At 62.7% G+C, this 17,701-nt stretch carries 18 protein-coding genes; 15 read left to right on the plus strand and 3 right to left on the minus strand.

All coding sequences use genetic code 11. From position 1 onward, the window contains the following. Positions 1-383: 383 nt before the first annotated feature. The 14 genes from P9250_RS12215 to P9250_RS12280 are packed head-to-tail and all read left to right on the plus strand — an operon-like array spanning position 384 to position 13,648. On the plus strand, positions 384-701 hold the full coding sequence (locus P9250_RS12215) for a non-heme iron oxygenase ferredoxin subunit (protein WP_250467001.1): 318 nt from the start codon (positions 384-386) through the stop codon (positions 699-701). A gap of 1 nt (position 702) precedes the next feature. Continuing rightward, entirely contained in the window at positions 703-1,011 is a 309-nt protein-coding gene (locus tag P9250_RS12220) for a recombinase-like helix-turn-helix domain-containing protein (RefSeq protein WP_310393255.1), read from the plus strand. Between the two features lie 45 nt (positions 1,012-1,056). Beyond that, positions 1,057-2,115: an aromatic ring-hydroxylating dioxygenase subunit alpha gene (locus P9250_RS12225; RefSeq protein ID WP_310393257.1), complete on the plus strand. Its 1,059-nt coding sequence runs from the start codon at positions 1,057-1,059 to the stop codon at positions 2,113-2,115. Next, positions 2,108-2,863, plus strand: coding sequence for an SDR family oxidoreductase (locus P9250_RS12230; RefSeq protein ID WP_310393260.1), 756 nt, complete (start codon positions 2,108-2,110; stop codon positions 2,861-2,863). The genes P9250_RS12225 and P9250_RS12230 overlap by 8 nt, the downstream gene beginning before the upstream one ends. A gap of 33 nt (positions 2,864-2,896) precedes the next feature. Next, entirely contained in the window at positions 2,897-3,424 is a 528-nt protein-coding gene (locus P9250_RS12235; RefSeq protein WP_250467008.1) for a cupin domain-containing protein, read from the plus strand. 8 nt (positions 3,425-3,432) lie between these two features. Continuing rightward, the gene (locus P9250_RS12240; protein WP_310393262.1) at positions 3,433-4,290 is read left to right on the plus strand and encodes an alpha/beta fold hydrolase; all 858 of its coding nucleotides are present in this window, start codon (positions 3,433-3,435) and stop codon (positions 4,288-4,290) included. Positions 4,291-4,307: 17 nt separating this feature from the next. Further along, positions 4,308-5,174, plus strand: coding sequence for an IclR family transcriptional regulator (locus P9250_RS12245; RefSeq protein ID WP_250467011.1), 867 nt, complete (start codon positions 4,308-4,310; stop codon positions 5,172-5,174). Further along, the gene (locus tag P9250_RS12250) at positions 5,171-5,980 is read left to right on the plus strand and encodes an SDR family oxidoreductase (RefSeq protein WP_250526696.1); all 810 of its coding nucleotides are present in this window, start codon (positions 5,171-5,173) and stop codon (positions 5,978-5,980) included. Before P9250_RS12245 ends, P9250_RS12250 begins: the two co-directional genes overlap by 4 nt. Further along, positions 5,973-7,640: a thiamine pyrophosphate-binding protein gene (locus tag P9250_RS12255; RefSeq protein ID WP_250493398.1), complete on the plus strand. Its 1,668-nt coding sequence runs from the start codon at positions 5,973-5,975 to the stop codon at positions 7,638-7,640. Before P9250_RS12250 ends, P9250_RS12255 begins: the two co-directional genes overlap by 8 nt. Beyond that, the gene (locus P9250_RS12260; RefSeq protein ID WP_250493399.1) at positions 7,633-8,457 is read left to right on the plus strand and encodes an aspartate dehydrogenase; all 825 of its coding nucleotides are present in this window, start codon (positions 7,633-7,635) and stop codon (positions 8,455-8,457) included. Before P9250_RS12255 ends, P9250_RS12260 begins: the two co-directional genes overlap by 8 nt. Positions 8,458-8,472: 15 nt before the next feature. Next, positions 8,473-9,963 (plus strand): aldehyde dehydrogenase, encoded by a 1,491-nt coding sequence (locus P9250_RS12265; protein WP_309849233.1) that lies wholly within the window; start codon positions 8,473-8,475, stop codon positions 9,961-9,963. Positions 9,964-9,983: 20 nt separating this feature from the next. Next, entirely contained in the window at positions 9,984-10,949 is a 966-nt protein-coding gene (locus tag P9250_RS12270; protein WP_310393266.1) for a VOC family protein, read from the plus strand. After that, on the plus strand, positions 10,942-12,177 hold the full coding sequence (locus tag P9250_RS12275; RefSeq protein ID WP_250467022.1) for an NAD(P)/FAD-dependent oxidoreductase: 1,236 nt from the start codon (positions 10,942-10,944) through the stop codon (positions 12,175-12,177). The genes P9250_RS12270 and P9250_RS12275 overlap by 8 nt, the downstream gene beginning before the upstream one ends. Positions 12,178-12,217: 40 nt before the next feature. Beyond that, positions 12,218-13,648 (plus strand): MFS transporter, encoded by a 1,431-nt coding sequence (locus P9250_RS12280; protein ID WP_409014873.1) that lies wholly within the window; start codon positions 12,218-12,220, stop codon positions 13,646-13,648. 103 nt (positions 13,649-13,751) lie between these two features. Here the strand turns inward: P9250_RS12280 and P9250_RS12285 are convergent, their stop codons facing one another. After that, positions 13,752-13,985, minus strand: a complete 234-nt coding sequence (locus P9250_RS12285) for a hypothetical protein (RefSeq protein WP_250467024.1) — start codon at positions 13,983-13,985, stop codon at positions 13,752-13,754. A 400-nt stretch (positions 13,986-14,385) separates the two neighbouring features. On the opposite strand from P9250_RS12285, the gene P9250_RS12290 reads away from it, so the two are divergent. After that, positions 14,386-16,017 carry an ABC transporter substrate-binding protein gene (locus tag P9250_RS12290; RefSeq protein ID WP_250510044.1) on the plus strand — a complete coding sequence of 544 codons (1,632 nt, stop codon included), beginning with the start codon at positions 14,386-14,388 and terminating at the stop codon, positions 16,015-16,017. Between the two features lies 1 nt (position 16,018). Here the strand turns inward: P9250_RS12290 and P9250_RS12295 are convergent, their stop codons facing one another. Both P9250_RS12295 and P9250_RS12300 read right to left on the minus strand, forming a co-directional pair. Then, positions 16,019-16,645: a DAK2 domain-containing protein gene (locus P9250_RS12295; RefSeq protein WP_250493403.1), complete on the minus strand. Its 627-nt coding sequence runs from the start codon at positions 16,643-16,645 to the stop codon at positions 16,019-16,021. 12 nt (positions 16,646-16,657) lie between these two features. After that, positions 16,658-17,668: a dihydroxyacetone kinase subunit DhaK gene (locus tag P9250_RS12300; RefSeq protein WP_310393271.1), complete on the minus strand. Its 1,011-nt coding sequence runs from the start codon at positions 17,666-17,668 to the stop codon at positions 16,658-16,660. Positions 17,669-17,701 lie beyond the last annotated feature (33 nt).

Genomic DNA, 17,701 nt, shown 5'->3' on the forward strand with positions numbered 1-17,701 from the left:
ACCCGGACGGCCTTCGATGACCGTGCTTCGGAAGGCATCGCGCCGATCCATGGTTGTGTTCCATATATGGATCAACGTCCTGCCTATGGAAAGTATAGTGAGGTTTTTAGCGCGGAAATAATAATTTTGCGACGCGGTCGGCAACGTCAAACGGGGCTGAAGAACTGTAGCTCCGGCAGGAAAAATGCTTCTGAATCAAGGTCAAAGCGCACGCTAGGCGCGTTGCTAGTGAGAGGGGATGCACATTTTTAAGACGCAGCTTCAGTGTTTTCACCTAGAGCGGCGGATTTTTATTTTGTCGCAGCAAAAGCACTCCTATAATGCCCATACATAAACTGATGTTCCGTAGATGGAACGCAATACGATCCCAAGGAAGGTGAGAGATGGCAGAACAGTGGCGTTGCGCCGGTCATGCCGGCGACTTGTCGGAAGATGCGCCGATCGAGTTCAAGCTCGACGACGGCGCGGAAATCGGCATCTACAAAGTCGGCGATGAGGTGTACGCGCTCGAAAACGTCTGCCCGCACGCGTATGCGCTGCTGACGCAGGGTTTTATCGATGGCGACACCGTCGAATGTCCGCTGCACGAAGCGGTGTTTCACATCCCCACGGGCAAATGCATGAAAGAGCCCGGCGGACGCGACCTGAAGATGTATTCGGTGCGTCTGGCCGGTGAAGAAATCCAGATCAAGGTGGCGTGACATGGAAAAAATCGTGAGCTTCAATCCGCATCTCAAGCCGTGGCTCGCGCCGCAACCGAATAACGTCGCGGGCAAGGGCGTGATCGAGCAGCCCGGACAAACCAAAAACTTCGTCTGGCAGACGCGCAAGGCGGAACCGACCCAGTACGAGAACGATTTCGGCGATGCCCTCGAACGCGTGTTCGAAGCCGGTGCGCTGGAACTCGATCAGGTGGCCGCAGGCTTGAACAAGGATGGCTTTCGCACGCCGGAAGGCGCGGCCTGGACCACCGAGCGTCTCGCCGCCGAGTTGCGCACGCTCGCGGAATGACGCGGCGGCACTGACAAAACGACATCGAATCCGGAGCAGATCCCCATGACGTCCCTCAAGCAAATCTCGACCGCCGATCCCGTCCAGCGCTATCTGGATCGCGGTCTGCGTAATTACTGGTATCCCGTGGCGCCGAGCTGGCAAGTGGCGAATGCGCCTATCGGGCTCACGCGTCTCGGCGATCAGATCGTCCTGTGGCGCGATAACGAAGGCCATGTACATGCGCTCGAAGATCGCTGCCCGCATCGCGGCGCGCGGCTGTCGCTCGGGTGGAATCTCGGCGGCAGCGTGGCGTGCTGGTATCACGGTATCGAAGTGGATGGCAGCGGCACCGTGCAGAAAGTGCCGGCCGTTTCCGCGTGCCCGCTCGAAGGACAGAAGTGCGTGAAGTCCTATCCGGTGGAAGAGCGCGCCGGCGCGATCTTCCTCTGGTTCGGCGACGACGCCAATCAGGAACCCGCGCCGCTCGTGCTGCCGGAAGAACTCGTCGGCGAGGAATACGCGAGCTTTCTTTGCATGTCGCACTGGAAGTGCAATTACCAGTACGCCATCGATAACGTCATGGACCCGATGCACGGCGCATATCTTCACGCGACCTCGCATTCGATGGCCGAAGGCGACAAGCAGGCCGACATGCGCGTGCGCAAGACCGACACCGGTCTCATGTTCGAAAAGGTGAATCAGCGCGACGTGAATTTCGACTGGGTGGAACTCGGCGAAACCGGCTGTCTGTGGATGCGCCTGGCTATTCCCTACAAGAAGAAGTTCGGCCCGGGCGGCAACTTCGGCATCATCGGTTTTGCGACGCCCGTGGACGAAAACAACTGCCAGGTCTACTTCTGGCGCACACGCAAGGTGTCCGGCTGGCAGCGCGACGCATGGCGTTTCCTGTATCGCAATCGTCTGGAAGGGCTGCACTGGGCCGTGCTGGAACAAGACCGCTACGTGCTCGAAAGCCTTGCGCCCAACGCGCGCGATCACGAATTTCTCTATCAGCACGATGTCGGCATGACGCGCGTTCGGCGTCTTCTGAAGCAACGCGCGCAGCAGCATTTGGCCGCGCTGGAAACGAGTGCAAAGGACGCGGAGCACGTTCATGCGTGACGCGCTCAAAGGCCGCCGCGTACTCGTGACCGGCGGCGCTCGCGGACTCGGCGCAGCGTTCGTCACGGCGCTCGCCAAACAAGGCGCGCGGGTCGCTTTCGGCGATGTCCTGCGTGCCGAAGGCGAAGCGCTCGCGCGATCGCTCAGAGAAGCGGGCCACGACGCGCATTTCATCGCGCTCGATCTGGCAGACCCGTCAAGCGTCGAAGCGTGCGTGGCGGCGAGCGTGCAGACGCTCGGCGGTATCGACGGCCTCATCAACAACGCCGCGATCACCAACTCGGGCGGCAAGTCCGCGGAAGAGCTGACGCCCACGACCTGGGATGCCGTCATGAACGTCAACGTGCGCGGCGCATGGCTGATGAGCGTGGCATGCCTGCCGCATCTCGCGAAGTCGGGGCGCGGAAGCATCGTCAATATCGCTTCGGATACAGCGTTGTGGGGCGCACCGAAGCTTCTTGCCTACGTTGCGAGCAAGGGCGCGGTGATTGCGATGACACGTTCCCTCGCCCGCGAATTCGGCGGCCGCAACGTGACGGTCAACGCCATTGCGCCCGGCCTCACCGAAGTCGAGGCGACCGCCTACGTTCCCGCCGAGCGTCACGAGTATTACCTGAAGGGCCGCGCGCTCATGCGTGCGCAAGTACCCGACGACGTGAACGGCCCTGTGCTGTTCCTGCTCTCGGACGCCGCGCGTTTCGTGACGGGCCAGTTGCTGCCGGTCAACGGCGGCTTCGCGATGAATTGACTTCTACCTCATTCGAACACCTGGAGATTGACGATGGCCGATGCAGATATCGAACGCAAATCGTGGGAGCAGCCCGCTGGCGCGAGCTTCGATCAATGGATGACCACGCGCGTCGCGCGCCTCGACACGCGGCGCTACGACTGGGACGCGCTTAAGTTTCAGGCTGACTACGACCCGAAGTATCGCCGTGCGCAGATGCGCTATGTCGGCACGGGCGGCACCGGTGTCGCCAAGGACATGAACACGGTTCCCGCAGGCGGCTTCACCTTCTCGACGATGGTCATTCCCGCCGGCAACATCGGACCGAGCCATATCCACATGGACGTCGAGGAAATCTTCTTCGTATTGCGCGGCAAGATGAAAGTGGTTTGCGAGAAGGACGGCGAAACCTGGGAAACGGTGATCGGCGAGCGCGATCTCATCTCGGTGCCGCCGGGCGTGTATCGCACGGAGATCAACATCGGCGAGGAAGACGCGCTTATGTGCGTGATGCTCGGCGCGGCCAAGCCCATTACGCCGACGTATCCGCCGGACTCGCCGCTCGCCAAGCTCAAGCGTTGAGACCCGCCATGACCGCTCGCACGCTCACCTACCTCGACGCGCTCGCGCAGTTTCCCGAAGCGCGTATCCATACCGCACATGGTGTCACGGGTTATCGCAAGGCAGGTGCCGCGCACCTGCGCACCCTGCCCGTGGTGCTTCTGCATGGTATCGGTTCGGGCGCGGCGTCGTGGGTCAGGCAACTCGACGCACTCGGCGCGCATCGCCGTGTGTTCGCATGGGACACGCCGGGTTATGGCGTATCGACGCCCGTGGCAAGCGCGCAGCCGCATGCGGCGGATTATGCGCAAGCGCTTGCGGCATGGCTCGATGCGCTCGATATCCCGCGTTGCGTGCTTGTCGGTCATTCGCTCGGCGCGATCATCGCGGGTTCGTTTGCAGCGCGCATGCAAGGGCGCGTCGCGGGCTTGCTGCTGATATCGCCGGCGGCGGGATATGGCGCGGCATCGAAGGAAGAGCGTGAAAAGAAACGCGACGCGCGTCTGGCGATGCTCGCCGAACTGGGTGCGCAAGGCCTTGCACGCGAACGCAGCGCCAACATGCTGTCGCCCGATGCGGACGATGCCGCGCGCGACTGGGTGCGCTGGAACATGGCGCGCATCGTTCCTGCCGGCTATGCGCAAGCGACGCATCTGCTCGCCAACGCGGATCTTGCAGCGGACGTTGCACGTTATGAAGGACGCGTGGCCGTGGCCGTCGGCGCGCATGACGCGATCACGCCGCCCGTTGCGTGCGAGCGCATCGCGCAAGCGGCACGCGTGAGCTTGCAGGTGATGCCGCACGCGGGCCACGCAGGTTATGTCGAAACGCCCGGCGCTTATACGGCGTTGATCGAATCGTTTTGCACTAGCGCGGATCGACCATGAAAGACGAAGGACAAACAATGAAACCGGAGACGTTCGGCGCAGACGACGCCGACAAGGCCGAACCGACTTACATCGTGCCGGGACTCGAACGCGGCCTCAAGATTCTCACGGAGTTTTCGCCGCGCGAGCCGGTGCTCGGCGCGCCCGAGCTGTCGCGGCGTCTAGGCATTCCGCGCACGACGGTGTTTCGCCTCTTGCAGACGCTCGAATCGCTGGGTTTTCTGGAGCGCGCGGACAAGGATCGCAATTACCGGCTGGGCGTGGCCGTATTACGCCTCGGCTTCGAATACCTCAGCTCGCTCGAATTGACCGATCTCGGCTTGCCCGTGATCGAAGCCTTGCGCGATGCAACCGGCCTCACGAGCCACATCCTGATTCGCGATGGCCGTGATGTCGTGTTCGTGGCGAAAGCGCAAAGTCACGCGCCGATCTTCAGCTCGGTGAAGGTGAATGTCGGCACGCGTCTGCCCGCTCATGCGACCACGCACGGTCATGTGCTGATGGGTGATCTTTCGCTCGACGAGCTACGCGCGCTTTATCCCGAGCCGCATCTGGAACGCTTTACGAAGGCGACGCCAGAAACGGTCGAGGAACTCTTCGAACGCGTGAAGGAAGACGCCGAACGCGGTTTCGCCACCAGCCAGTCATCGTTCGAGCGCGGCATTTCGGTGGTGACCGCGCCGGTGCGTAACGACACGGGGCGCATCGTTGCCGTCATCACGACGACGATCCCGCGTCCGGAGATCGATGCCGCGCTGCTCGAAAGCGGTCTCATCGACCGGGTCCGCGAAGCCGCCGATGCGCTCTCCATGCGTCTGAATTATCGTCCGGCCGCGCGGACCGCCGCGTCGAGCCGCTATATGAAGTCTCTGGGGTTGCAATGATTCAGATCGATCTCACGGATAAGGTTGCGGTAATCACGGGCGGATCGTCTGGTATCGGCTTCGCGACGGCGCAACTCTTCCTGCGCGCGGGCGCGGCAGTCGCCATCTGCGGCCGCAACGGCGAACGCCTCGACGCCGCGCAGGCCGAACTCGAGCGCCAGTTCCCCGATACGCCGTTGCTCGCGGCCCGCTGCGACGTGCTTGATGCCGAACAGGTGAACGCTTTCGCGGCGCGCGTCATGGAGCGCTTCGGCCGCGTCGACATGCTGGTGAACAACGCGGGACAGGGCCGCGTGTCCACCTTCGCCGATACCACCGACGACGCCTGGCGCGACGAGCTCGACCTCAAGTACTTCAGCATCATCCGTCCGACGCGCGCTTTCCTGCCGATGTTGAAGGATGCGCCCTCGCCCGCGATCGTCTGCGTGAATTCGCTGCTCGCGCTGCAGCCCGAGGCGCACATGGTCGCGACGTCATCGGCGCGTGCGGGCGTGTTGAGTCTCGTCAAGTCGCTAGCGACCGAGCTTGCGCCCGAGCGCATCCGCGTGAATTCGATCCTCATCGGCATCGTGGAATCGGGACAGTGGAAGCGCCGCTATCGACACTATCTCGATGCGCAGCCCGAACCGCGTCAGAGCTGGGAGCAATGGACCGCCGAGCTCGCGCGGAAGAAAAACATTCCGCTCGGCCGCTTCGGTCTTCCCGAAGAAGCCGCGCAAGCGCTCTTTTATCTTGCTTCGCCGTTGTCGTCCTACACGACCGGCAGTCATATCGATGTTTCTGGAGGCTTTGCCCGACATGTCTAAAACCACCACGGTCGGCGAACTGATCGCCGCGTTTCTCGAACAATGCGGCGTGCGCACGGCGTTCGGCGTCATCTCGATCCACAACATGCCGATCCTCGACGCCATCGGCCGGCGCGGCAACATCCGCTACGTCGGCGCACGCGGGGAAGCCGGCGCGCTCAACATGGCCGACGGTCTTGCGCGCGTGTCGGGCGAACTGGGCGTGGCGTTCACCTCGACCGGCACGGCGGCGGGCAATGCAGCAGGCGCGATGGTCGAAGCGCTGACGGCGGGCACCGCGCTGCTGCATATCACCGGTCAGATCGAAACCGAGTATCTCGACCAGGACCTCGCGTATATCCACGAAGCGCCGGACCAATTGGCGATGCTGCATTCCATCTCCAAGGCGGCGTTTCGTGTACGCACCGTGGAGACCGCGCTGCCGACCATCCGCGAAGCCGTGCGCGTCGCGCTGACCGCGCCTGCGGGTCCGGTGAGCGTCGAGATTCCCATCGACATTCAGGCGGCGCAGATCGAATGGCCGGCGGACCTCGCCGCACCGCACGTCGGCATGCTCACGCACGACACTCTGCGCGTGCAGCAACTCGCCGAAGCGTTGACGCAAGCGAAGCGCCCGCTCCTGTGGCTTGGCGGCGGCACGCGTCACGCGCGCGCGGCGGTCGAGCGTCTGGTGAAGCTGGGCTTCGGCGTGGTCACGAGCGTGCAGGGGCGTGGCGTGTTGCCCGAGGATCATCCGGCCACGCTCGGCGCGTTCAACGTGCATCCTTCCGTCGAAGCGTTTTACAAGACGTGCGACGCGCTCGTGGTCGTCGGCTCGCGTCTGCGCGGCAACGAAACGCTCAAGTACAAGCTCGCGCTGCCATGGCCGCTCTATCGTATCGATGCCGACGCACTCGCCGACAACCGGGGTTACCGCAACGAACTCTTCGTGCATGGCGATGCCGCCACCGTGCTCGACGAACTCGCCACGTTGCTCGAGGGCCGCTTGCGCGTCGATCAGACGTTCGCGGGCGATCTTGCCGCCGCGCGGGAAGTCGCGGTGGCGGAAGTATCGAAGGGACTCGGGCCGTACAAGCGTCTGGTCGATTCGCTGCAACGCGCGGTAGGCCGCGACTACAACTGGGTGCGCGACGTCACCATCTCGAACAGCACGTGGGGCAATCGGCTGCTGAAGATTTTCAATCCGCGCGCGGGCGTGCATGCGCTAGGCGGCGGCATCGGTCAGGGCATGCAGATGGCCATCGGCGCGGCGCTTTCGTGCGCGGCGAAGAAAACCGTCGCGCTCGTCGGCGATGGCGGTTTGATGGTGAACGTAGGCGAACTCGCCACCGCCGTGCAGGAAAAAGCCAACGTCATGATCGTACTGATGAACGACCAGTGCTACGGCGTCATCCGCAACATTCAGGACGCGCAGTACGGCGGTAGGCGCATGTTCGTCGATCTGCATCAACCGGATTTCGCGCAGTTTTGCGCGAGTCTCGGCCTCGCGCATCGCCGCATCACGTCGCTCGATCAGGCCGATGAGATCGTGCGCGAAGGGCTTGCCATCGACGGTCCCGTGCTCGTGGAAGTGGACATGCTTTCGGTCGGCTCGTTCGCGACCGCGTTTGCCGGGCCGCCCGTGAAAAAGGAAGAGCCGAAGGAGCCGGAATATGCGTGATCCCCGACATGTCCATCAAGCGATCGATGTCGCGATGATCGGCTTCGGCGCGATCGGCCGCGCGGTGTATCGCGCGCTCGATCACGATCCGCATGTGCGCATCTCGCATGTGATCGTGCCGGAGCGCGATCGCCACGATGTGCGCGCCTTGCTCGGCGACGGCGTCGATGTCGTATCGCATGTCGATGCGCTTTCGCATCATCCCGAGTTCGCACTCGAATGCGCGGGCCATGCGGCGCTCGTCGATCACGTGGTGCCGCTGCTCAGGTCGGGTACGGACTGCGCGGTGGCGTCCATCGGTGCGCTGTCCGACGTGAACCTGCTCGCCGCGCTCTCGCACGCCGCCGACGAAGGCGCGGCCACGCTCACGCTGCTTTCCGGCGCGATAGGCGGTGTGGACGCGCTGGCATCGGCGAAAGAAGGCGGCCTCGACGAAGTGCAATACACCGGCCGCAAGCCGCCGCTCGGCTGGCTCGGCACGCCCGCCGAAGGCGTCTGCGACCTGCACGCGCTGACGGTCGAGACCGTGATCTTCGAAGGCACGGCGCGCGATGCGGCGCGGCTCTATCCGAAGAACGCGAACGTCGCGGCAACCATCGCGCTCGCGGGCCTCGGGCTGGATGGCACGCGCGTCACGCTGATCGCCGATCCGACAGTCGAACGCAACGTGCATCGCATCGTGGCGCGCGGCGCGTTCGGCGAGATGTCGCTCGAAATGTGCGGCAAACCGCTGCCGTCGAATCCCAAGACGTCCGCGCTCACCGCGTTCAGCGCGATTCGTGCGTTGCGCAATCGCGCTGCACGCTGCGTCATTTGAGGAGCATGTAGAACCATGAATCATCCCGACACTTCGCTCGTTTCGTCTGGCGAGATTTTTCTCGGCGGCGAGTGGCGCAAAGGCCGCGGCAACGGTTACGCGAGCATCTATCCGGCCGATCAATCCGTCAACGCGGAGATCACCACGGCGAGCGCCGACGATGCGCTCGAAGCCGTGGAGATTGCAGATCGCGCGTGGCGCCGCGACGACTGGGCCGGCCTCAAGCCGCATCAGCGCGCGGCGGTGCTGCATCGCATCGCTGCCCTGATCGAAGCGCGCCACGAAGCGCTCGCGCAATTGCAGCGCCGCGACAACGGCAAGCCGATCAGCGAAACGCGCGCGCTCGTCGCGAGCGCCGCCAGCACGTTCCGCTATTTCGCATCGTGTCTCGAAACACTCGAAGAAGCGCTGACGCCCCCACGCGGCGACTATCTGACGATGAGCGTGCACGAACCGCTCGGCGTTATCGCCGCGATCACGCCGTGGAATTCGCCCATCGCCTCCGATGCGCAGAAGCTCGCACCCGCGCTCGCCGCCGGCAACGCGGTCGTGCTCAAACCCGCCGAAGTGACGCCGCTTGCTTCGCTGGCGCTGGCGCGCATCTGCGAGGAGGCGGGCGTGCCGCGCGGCGTGGTGAGCGTGTTGCCGGGCAAGGGATCGGTGATCGGCGACGCGCTGGTGCGCCATCCGCTCGTCAGAAAAGTCGCGTTCACGGGCGGCACCGAAGTGGGCCGTGGCATCGCGCGACTCGCGGCGGAGAAGTTGATGCCGGTATCGCTCGAACTCGGCGGCAAGTCTCCGACCATTGTCTATGCCGATGCGGACCTCGATCACGCGGTCAACGGCGTGCTATACGGCATTTTCAGTTCGTCGGGTGAATCGTGCATCGCGGGTTCGCGCTTGTTCGTCGAACGCAAGGTATATGGCGAATTCATGGCGCGCCTCGTGGAAGGCGCGCGCAAGCTGCGTGTCGGCGACCCGACGCGCGAGAACACGCAGATGGGTCCGCTCATCACGGCGCAGCATCGCGAGACCGTGGAGCGCTTCGTCGCGCTCGGTCAGTCCGAAGGCGGCCGTGTGTTGTGCGGCGGCGAACGTCCCACGGGCGAAGGCCGCGAAAAAGGCTTCTTCTATTTGCCGACGATCATCGAGGGTTTGAGCAACGACGCGCGCATGTGCCAGGAAGAGATCTTCGGCCCGGTGCTCGCCGCCCTGCCCTTCGACGACGAAGACGCGCTCATCCGCGCTGCGAACGACAGCGTATTCGGTCTTGCCGCAGGCATCTGGACGCGCGACTACAAGCGCGCGTGGCGCACGGCCCGCACGCTTGCAACCGGCACCGTGTGGATCAACACCTACAAGCAATTCTCGATTTCGACGCCATTCGGCGGCTGGAAGGACAGCGGCATGGGACGCGAAAAAGGCCATTTGGGCCTGCGTGAATACATGCAGCAAAAGAGCCTTTACTGGGGCTTGAACGACGCCCCGCTGCCGTGGGCGAACTGAAGAGAACTGAAGAGGCGGCTATGACCATCCTTGGCATTGAAAGCATCACTTACGGCGTGAACGATCTCGACACCTGCCGGCGCTTTTTCGCGGATTGGGGTCTGCGCGAAGTCGCCCACGACGAGACGGGCGCGCGCTTCGAAACGCTCAACGGTTGCGCCGTGCAACTCGCGCTCGCCGACGACCCCGCGTTGCCGCCCGCCTTCGAAGCCGGTCCAACGCTGCGCGAAGTGACCTGGGGCGTCGCCACGCGCGAGGAGCTCGACGCATTGCGCACACGCTTCGCGGGTCAGCCGGGTCACTTCGAGACCGATGACGCGGTCGGCTGTATCGACCCGAACGGCATGTCGATACGCGTGGTCGTCACGACCAAACGCGCGCTCGACGTGAAGGGTTCGCCTTCGAACGTGTGGGGACAGACGCTGCGTGTCGATACACCGAGCCCCGTCTACGATCGCGCCGAACCCGTGGAAGTGGGACACGTCGTGTTCTTCACGAACTGCGTGGCCGAGCAGGAGAAGTTCTATCACGGGCTGCTCGGCTTCGAGACCTCCGATCGTTACCCGGGTCGCGGCGCGTTCATGCGTTGCGCGCCGCACGGCGGGCACCACGACATCTTTCTTCTGCAATTGCCCGATGGCAAACGCGGCCTGAATCACGTCGCCTTCACCGTTCGCGACATCCACGAAGTCTTCGGCGGCGGCCTGCATATCAGCCGCTGCGGCTGGGCCACGCAGCTTGGACCGGGGCGGCATCCGGTTTCATCGGCGTACTTTTGGTACTTCAAAAATCCGGCGGGCGGTCTCATCGAGTATTACGCCGATGAAGACATGCTCACGCCCGAATGGCAGCCGCGCGATTTCGAGCCAGGTCCGACGGTCTTCGCCGAATGGGCCGTGGATGGCGGGCTGGACGGCCACACGCGCCGTCAGAAGGACGCGAAGGCGCCGGAAGGCAAGTTCATGACGGAGCGTAAAAATGGCTGATTCGAACGTGCTCGACGCGCCACGCACCGTGGTCGTCATCGGTGGCGGACAGGCGGCCGGCTGGATCGTCAGGACCTTGCGCAAGGAAGGCTTCGATGGCCGGCTCGTGATGATCGCCGATGAAATCCATCTGCCGTACGAGCGTCCGCCGCTTTCGAAGGCCGTGCTCTCGGGCGATGCGGACATAAGCACCGTGCGTCTCGTCGATCACGATGCCTTCGCTTCGCTCGATGTCGAAGCGTGGCAGCCGGAATGCGCGGCATCGATCGATCGCGAAGCGCGCGTCGTGCGGACGGCGAGCGGCCGCGAAGTGCATTACGACCGCCTGGTGATCGCGACCGGCGGCGCGGCACGCCGTCTGCCGGACGCGCTGGTGAAGACCTCGCATCTTGCCTACTTGCGCACACTCGACGACGCCGTCGCGCTCGGCACGCGTATGCGCGAGTCGCATGGCAAGCGCCTGCTCGTGATCGGCGGCGGCTGGATCGGTCTCGAAGTGGCGGCGACCGCGCGCAAGCTCGGCGTCGATGTGACGGTGATCGAAGGTGCGTCGCGTCTATGCGCGCGCTCGGTGCCCGAAGCGGTATCGGCGTTTCTGTTGCGTCTGCATCGCGATAACGGTGTCGACGTGCGTTTGAATGCATCGCTCGTATCGCTGGACGATCATGCAGGCGGCGTGCGCGCGCATCTCGCCGATGGCAGCACGCTAGACGCCAATTTTGCGGTAGCGGGCATCGGCCTGAATCCGCACACGGCGCTTGCCGAACATGCGGGTTTGGACGTGAACGATGGCATCGTCGTCGACGAATTCGGCGCCACGTCGGACGCTTGCGTGTTCGCTTGCGGAGATGTCGCCAATCATCCAAATGCGTGGCTCAAGCGTCGCGTGCGGCTCGAATCGTGGGCCAATGCGCAAAATCAGGCTATTGCCACGGCACGCGCCGTACTCGGGGTGCGCGCGCCGTATGCGGAAATTCCGTGGTTCTGGTCGGATCAATTCGACGTCAATCTGCAGATTCTCGGCGATATCGCGCCCGGCTACACACATGTCGTACGTGGCGATCTCGAAGCGCGCCGAGCTTCGCTCTTCTTCTTCGATGGCGACGCGCTGCGCGGCGTGATTGCGATCAACGCGGCGCGCGATCTCAAGGTCGCGAAGAAATGGATGAGCCAGGGACGCGCGGTGGACCTCGCCGCCCTCGCCGACACCGCGAAAGCGCTCGCCTGAGACAACCATCACCCCTTTACCGAATCACCCAGGAGCAGGCATGAGGACCATGGGCAATACGGTCGCCGAGCACGGCGGCACCGCCACCACTGCCGAGGGCGCGGCCGCAGCCGCCGCTTCCCCGGTGACGAAAGGATCGATCATCGCGCGCATCGAGAGGCTGCCCGCCAATGCGATGCAGGTGCGCGCCCGGATTCTGATCGGTGCGGCGACTTTTTTCGATGGCTTCGATGTCATCGTCATTGCGGCCACGTTGCCGCTTCTGATACAGAAGTGGGGGCTGACGCCGGGGCAAGTGGGCTTTCTGATTGCGTCGGGATCGATCGGGCAACTCGTAGGCGCGTTCCTGTTTCCATCGCTCGCGGAACGTTACGGGCGTGTGCGTTCCATTGCGTGGAGCTCGGGCATCATCGGGCTGACCAGTATCGCGTGCGGCTTCGCGCCTTCGTTCGCGGTGTTCGTGGCGTTGCGTATCGTGCAGGGGCTGGGATTGGGCGGCGAATTGCCGGTGGCGGCGACCTACATCAACGAGATCACGCGTGCGCATGGACGCGGACGTTTCGTGCTGTTGTACGAGATCGTGTTTCCCATCGGACTATTGGCATCGAACGGGCTTGGCGCGTGGATCGTGCCGCGCTTCGGCTGGGAAGCGATGTATATCATCGGCGGCGTGCCGCTCGTGCTGTTCTTCCTGTTGCGCACGCTGGTGCCGGAATCGCCGCGCTGGCTCTCGGAACGCGGCCGCATGCGCGAAGCGAGCGATGCGCTCGGCGCCTTCGAGGCCTCGGTGAAAGGCCCGTTGCCGCCGCTTGGCAACGTCGCCGAATTCGATGCCATGGCGCTGCGCCATCCGAAGCGCCGCCGTCTCGATCTGATCGGCCCGGCGTATCTAAAACGCACCATCGCGGTCGCAATGTTATGGATGACGTGCGGGGTGATTCAGTACGGTCTCTCGACGTGGCTGCCTACCATCTACAAGACGGTTTATCACGCACCGCTGCAACTCGCGTTGAACCTGGCCGTCGCGGCTTCCGTGCTCGGCGTGATCGGCTCGGTAACCTGCGCGTTGATCGTCGACAAGGTTGGGCGCAAGCCGGTCATCAACTGGTCGTTCGTTCTGTGCTCGATTTCACTGGTGCTTGCGGGCGTGTTCCAGCATGAATCCGTCTACGTGGTCGCGACGTTCTGCGCGCTTGGGCTTGGATTCATGGCGTGCGGCTTCATCACCGCTTATGTCTATACGCCGGAACTGTATCCGACCAGCATCCGCGCATTCGGCTGCGGACTTGGCGGCGCATGGCTCAAGGTGGCCGCGATCTTCGCGCCGGCGCTCGTCGGCAAGACGCTGCTCGGCGGCCAAATGGACCTCGCCTTCTATGCGCTCGGCGCGGTGCCGTTGCTGGCCGCGCTGGCGGTGCATTTCCTCGGAATCGAAACCAAGGGCCAGGTGCTGGAGCAGTTGGAGGCGTGAGGCGCTCAGGCGGCGGTCATTGGCTTGAGATTCGCCATCGGATTTCAATGCCCGCCAGTCGGTGAAACGAATCAACGGCCGCAGATGGAAGCGGCCGTTGCGTTTAATCGTCGAACCAGCAGTGCTCGTTCGGATCGACGCTCAGAAAATCGATCATATCCCTCAGGAAATCCAGTTCAAGCGCTTCGAACTCGCGCGTGCCTGCTGCGACGTCGTCGGGATTGAGCTTGCCTCGCGCCTTTCGCAGCGCGGCGACAGCTAAAGCGACGGATTGAGTATTCCCGTGCAAGGCGCTGCCGGGAGCGAATGGGAGAGAGGTTTTTGAGTTCATGTTCACGATTACGGCAGGCTCGCGTGAAACGTGAGGCCTGTTTTCTCGAAAGCGCTGATTTTTTACGGCACCCGATGCGTAAGCCTAACTTGGCGCGCATCGTCGGCTTTACTTGCTTGCGTTCGACGCGACGGTTTCTTCGCCAAAGGCCGCATCTGCTTCAATAGATAAAGCTTCGATGATGACAAGATAATTCACTCACGTTCTACAACGTAAAACGATAAAAATGTGATCCCTCGTCGGTCGCTATTAGACATTAGTTTTATTATGTTGGACGCTCGGCTATAAATCCGAGCAGCGACCCCACTTCCCGATCAACGCGTCACGCAATTACGCTCGACGACTCAGAAGCCAATCCCTTGCTAAAGTACGCCTCATCCACTTATCTCCATCCCAGAGAGGCACAATGGTTAAAGCTCCGACTCGAAGAAGCGCACGCGCCCTGTGCGGTTTTGCCGTCTCCCTTCTCGCCGCGTTCATCGCCACGCCGCAGACCGCATCGGCTCAAAGCAAGACCCTCGTCTTCTGTTCCGAAGGCAGCCCCGCCGGATTCGATGCCGCCCAGTTCACCACCAGCACCGACTTCGACGCCAGCGCGCACGCCGTCTACGACACGTTGGTCGAATTCAAACGCGGCACGCTCGACCTGACGCCAGGCCTCGCCGAAAAGTGGGACGAGTCGCCCGATGCCAAGACCTTCACCTTCCATCTACGACGCGGCGTGAAATTCCAGTCGACATCGTGGTTCAAGCCCACGCGTGATTTCAACGCCGACGATGTAGTCTTCACGTTCAAACGCATGATCGACCCGAACGACCCGTTCCAGAAGGCGCACCCGGTGAGCTTTCCGTATTTGACCGATCTCGGCTACGACAAGAACATCGCATCGGTCGAGAAGCTCGACGACAACACCGTGCGCTTCACACTAAAGACGGCCGATGTCGTTTTCGTGCGCAACATCGCCATGGAGTTCGCGTCCATTCTTTCCGCCGAATATGCCGCGCAATTGCTCAAGGAAGGCCGGCCGGAGGACATGAATCAGAAGCCTGTCGGCACCGGCGCTTTCGTGTTCCGCGATTATCAAAAGGACGCGACCATTCGTTACGACGCGAACCCAAGCTATTGGAATCGCAAGGACGTGCATATCGACAAGCTCGTCTTCTCGATCACGCCCGATGCCGCCGTGCGCGAACAAAAGCTCGCGAGCGGCGAGTGCCAACTCACCTCGTTCGCGCGCCCTGCCGATATCGTCGAGGCGAAAAAAAATCCGAAGCTCACGGTGTTGTCGGGCGTGGGCTTCAACGTTGCCTATGTGGGCTACAACACGACGCACAAGCCGCTCGACAACGTGACGGTGCGCCGCGCGCTGGACATGGCGATCGACAAGCAGGCGATCATCAAGACCGTCTACGAAGGCGCGGCCACGCTGGCCACGAACCCGATGCCGCCTTCGCAATGGTCGTATAACAAGGCGCTGAAAGACGCACCGCACGATCCCGCGAAGGCGCGCGAGTTGTTGAAGCAAGCGGGCTTTCCCGATGGCTTCACCATTACGCTATGGGCCATGCCCGTGCAGCGCGGCTATAACCCGAACGCGCGACTGATGGCGCAACTGATTCAATCGGATTGGGCGAAGATCGGCGTAAAGGCGAATATCGTCAGCTACGAATGGGCCGAATATAACAAGCGCGCAAAGACCAATGGCGAGCACGACGCCATTCTCTACGGCTGGCTAGGCGATAACGGCGACCCCGACAACTGGCTCGGCACCACGCTGGGCTGCGATGCAGTGCATGGCAGCAACATGGCGAAATGGTGCAACAAGCAGTTCGACGATCTTTTGGCTAAAGCGCGCCTCATAACAGATCAAAGCGCGCGTACGAAGCTTTATGAAGAAGCGCAAGTCGTCTTCAAGGATCAGGTGCCGTACACACCGCTTGCGCACGCCAATACGTTTCAGCCGATCTCGAAGCGCGTGCACGGTTATCTGATCAGTCCGCTTGGAGGCCATCGTTTCGACGGCATCACGCTGGATTGATTCAACTGGCGACCGCTTCGCGCAAGGCCTGCAAAAAGCGCACATAAGCGGTCGCACCAGGGTCAGCGTGGCCGATGCTGCGTTCTTGCACCCATGCCGCGCGCCCCTTTTGCGATTGCTTCGAGGCAGTAGCCGTTACCTGCGCTTGCGCAGTCGCGATCATGGCATCGAGCAACTCAGTCGCGCTGCCTTGCGATGCTTCGAGCGTATCGAGACTCGGCACGAGTGCATCGAGCACGGTCTTGTCGCCGACCTGACTCTTGCCACGTTCGATGATGCGCGCAGCCACCGCGCGTCCGATGCCAAGCGCCTCGTCGCGGCTCACCGTGTCCTTGCCGTTCATCGCCTTGCCTGCCGCGAGCAAGCCGCCGCCGACGAGCGCTGCAAACGTAGATGGATTCGCTGTCGAGAACGCCTTGCCCGCAGCGAACAATACGTCGGTAAGCGAGGCGTCATCGTTCAAAGCGGCAAGCGCCTTCACGATGGCAATGGACCCTGATTGCACCGTGATGCCGAGATCGCCGTCGCCCAAAGCGGCGTCGAGGTCGCGTAACTCGTCGGCATGCGCGGGCAGCGCGCTTAGCGCACGCGTCAAAATGGCGCGCAGTTCCTGGTTCGATACGCTCATTGCGCACTCCTCTTACGATGCGGTGCCGTCGCGGAAAAATGGCGAACTCGCGGGCGCTTCGAGCAGCGCTTCGAGTTCGTCGTCGAGCAGCATCACCGTGATCGATGCCCCCGCCATTTCCAGACTCGTTACGTATTCGCCGACATACGAGCGCGCTATTTTCAGGCCCTGATCGGCGATGAGTTGCGAGGAACGGCGATACAGCAAATACAGTTCTTCGAGCGGCGTCGCGCCGAGGCCGTTCACAAGTATCGCGAGCTTCGATCCCTTAGGCGCGTTCAGATCGCCGAGAATCTGACCGATAAGCCGCTCGGCGATGGCATCGGCCGTTTCGAGCTTGCCGCGATGCGTTCCCGGTTCGCCATGAATGCCGATACCGATTTCCATCTCGCCATCGGGCAATGTGAAGGTCGGCTTGCCTGCTGCGGGAAGTATCGTCGGCGAGAGGCCCACGCCCATGGTCCGGCAATGGGCATTCGCCTTGCCGCAAATGCGCGTGACCTCATCGAGCGAATCGCCGCGTTCAGCGGCGGCGCCCGCGCATTTGAACGCGAACAACATGCCCGCGACGCCGCGCCTGTCGGCCGCACGTTCCTTCGGCGCGGATGCTACATCGTCGGTCAACACCACTGTCTTGATGTCGATGCCTTCGGGTTCGGCCAAGTCGGCGGCAAGGTCGAAATTCAGGACGTCGCCGCCATAGTTGCCGTATACGTAAAGCACGCCCGCGCCGCCATCCACTGCCTTGGTCGCTTCGAATATCTGTTCCGCCGAGGGCGATGAAAACACGTTGCCCACGGCCACGCCACTGCAAAGCCCCTCGCCGACGTACCCGAGAAAGCCGGGCAAATGTCCCGAGCCGCCGCCTGTCACGATTCCCACTCTGCCTTCCTTGGGCGCGTCCTTGCGCACGAGCGCGCGTTTGTCGTCCGTCGCGCTCTTGATCCACGCGGGATGAGCGATAAGCAAAGCCTCGATGATTTCATCGACGAAGACATCGGGCTGGTTAATGATTTTCTTCATGTTGTGCTCCTCCGGTTTTAGGGTGCGTTGCAA

The organism is Caballeronia sp. LP006 (genome assembly GCF_031450995.1).
Classification (GTDB): Bacteria; Pseudomonadota; Gammaproteobacteria; order Burkholderiales; family Burkholderiaceae; genus Caballeronia.

Coding starts and splice junctions, on each gene's coding strand:
- P9250_RS12215 (WP_250467001.1), top strand. CDS start 384: ATGGCAGAACAGTGGCGTTGCGCCGGTCATGCCGGCGACTTGTCGGAA.
- P9250_RS12220 (WP_310393255.1), top strand. CDS start 703: ATGGAAAAAATCGTGAGCTTCAATCCGCATCTCAAGCCGTGGCTCGCG.
- P9250_RS12225 (WP_310393257.1), top strand. CDS start 1,057: ATGACGTCCCTCAAGCAAATCTCGACCGCCGATCCCGTCCAGCGCTAT.
- P9250_RS12230 (WP_310393260.1), top strand. CDS start 2,108: ATGCGTGACGCGCTCAAAGGCCGCCGCGTACTCGTGACCGGCGGCGCT.
- P9250_RS12235 (WP_250467008.1), top strand. CDS start 2,897: ATGGCCGATGCAGATATCGAACGCAAATCGTGGGAGCAGCCCGCTGGC.
- P9250_RS12240 (WP_310393262.1), top strand. CDS start 3,433: ATGACCGCTCGCACGCTCACCTACCTCGACGCGCTCGCGCAGTTTCCC.
- P9250_RS12245 (WP_250467011.1), top strand. CDS start 4,308: ATGAAACCGGAGACGTTCGGCGCAGACGACGCCGACAAGGCCGAACCG.
- P9250_RS12250 (WP_250526696.1), top strand. CDS start 5,171: ATGATTCAGATCGATCTCACGGATAAGGTTGCGGTAATCACGGGCGGA.
- P9250_RS12255 (WP_250493398.1), top strand. CDS start 5,973: ATGTCTAAAACCACCACGGTCGGCGAACTGATCGCCGCGTTTCTCGAA.
- P9250_RS12260 (WP_250493399.1), top strand. CDS start 7,633: ATGCGTGATCCCCGACATGTCCATCAAGCGATCGATGTCGCGATGATC.
- P9250_RS12265 (WP_309849233.1), top strand. CDS start 8,473: ATGAATCATCCCGACACTTCGCTCGTTTCGTCTGGCGAGATTTTTCTC.
- P9250_RS12270 (WP_310393266.1), top strand. CDS start 9,984: ATGACCATCCTTGGCATTGAAAGCATCACTTACGGCGTGAACGATCTC.
- P9250_RS12275 (WP_250467022.1), top strand. CDS start 10,942: ATGGCTGATTCGAACGTGCTCGACGCGCCACGCACCGTGGTCGTCATC.
- P9250_RS12280 (WP_409014873.1), top strand. CDS start 12,218: ATGAGGACCATGGGCAATACGGTCGCCGAGCACGGCGGCACCGCCACC.
- P9250_RS12290 (WP_250510044.1), top strand. CDS start 14,386: ATGGTTAAAGCTCCGACTCGAAGAAGCGCACGCGCCCTGTGCGGTTTT.
- P9250_RS12295 (WP_250493403.1), bottom strand. CDS start 16,645: ATGAGCGTATCGAACCAGGAACTGCGCGCCATTTTGACGCGTGCGCTA.
- P9250_RS12300 (WP_310393271.1), bottom strand. CDS start 17,668: ATGAAGAAAATCATTAACCAGCCCGATGTCTTCGTCGATGAAATCATC.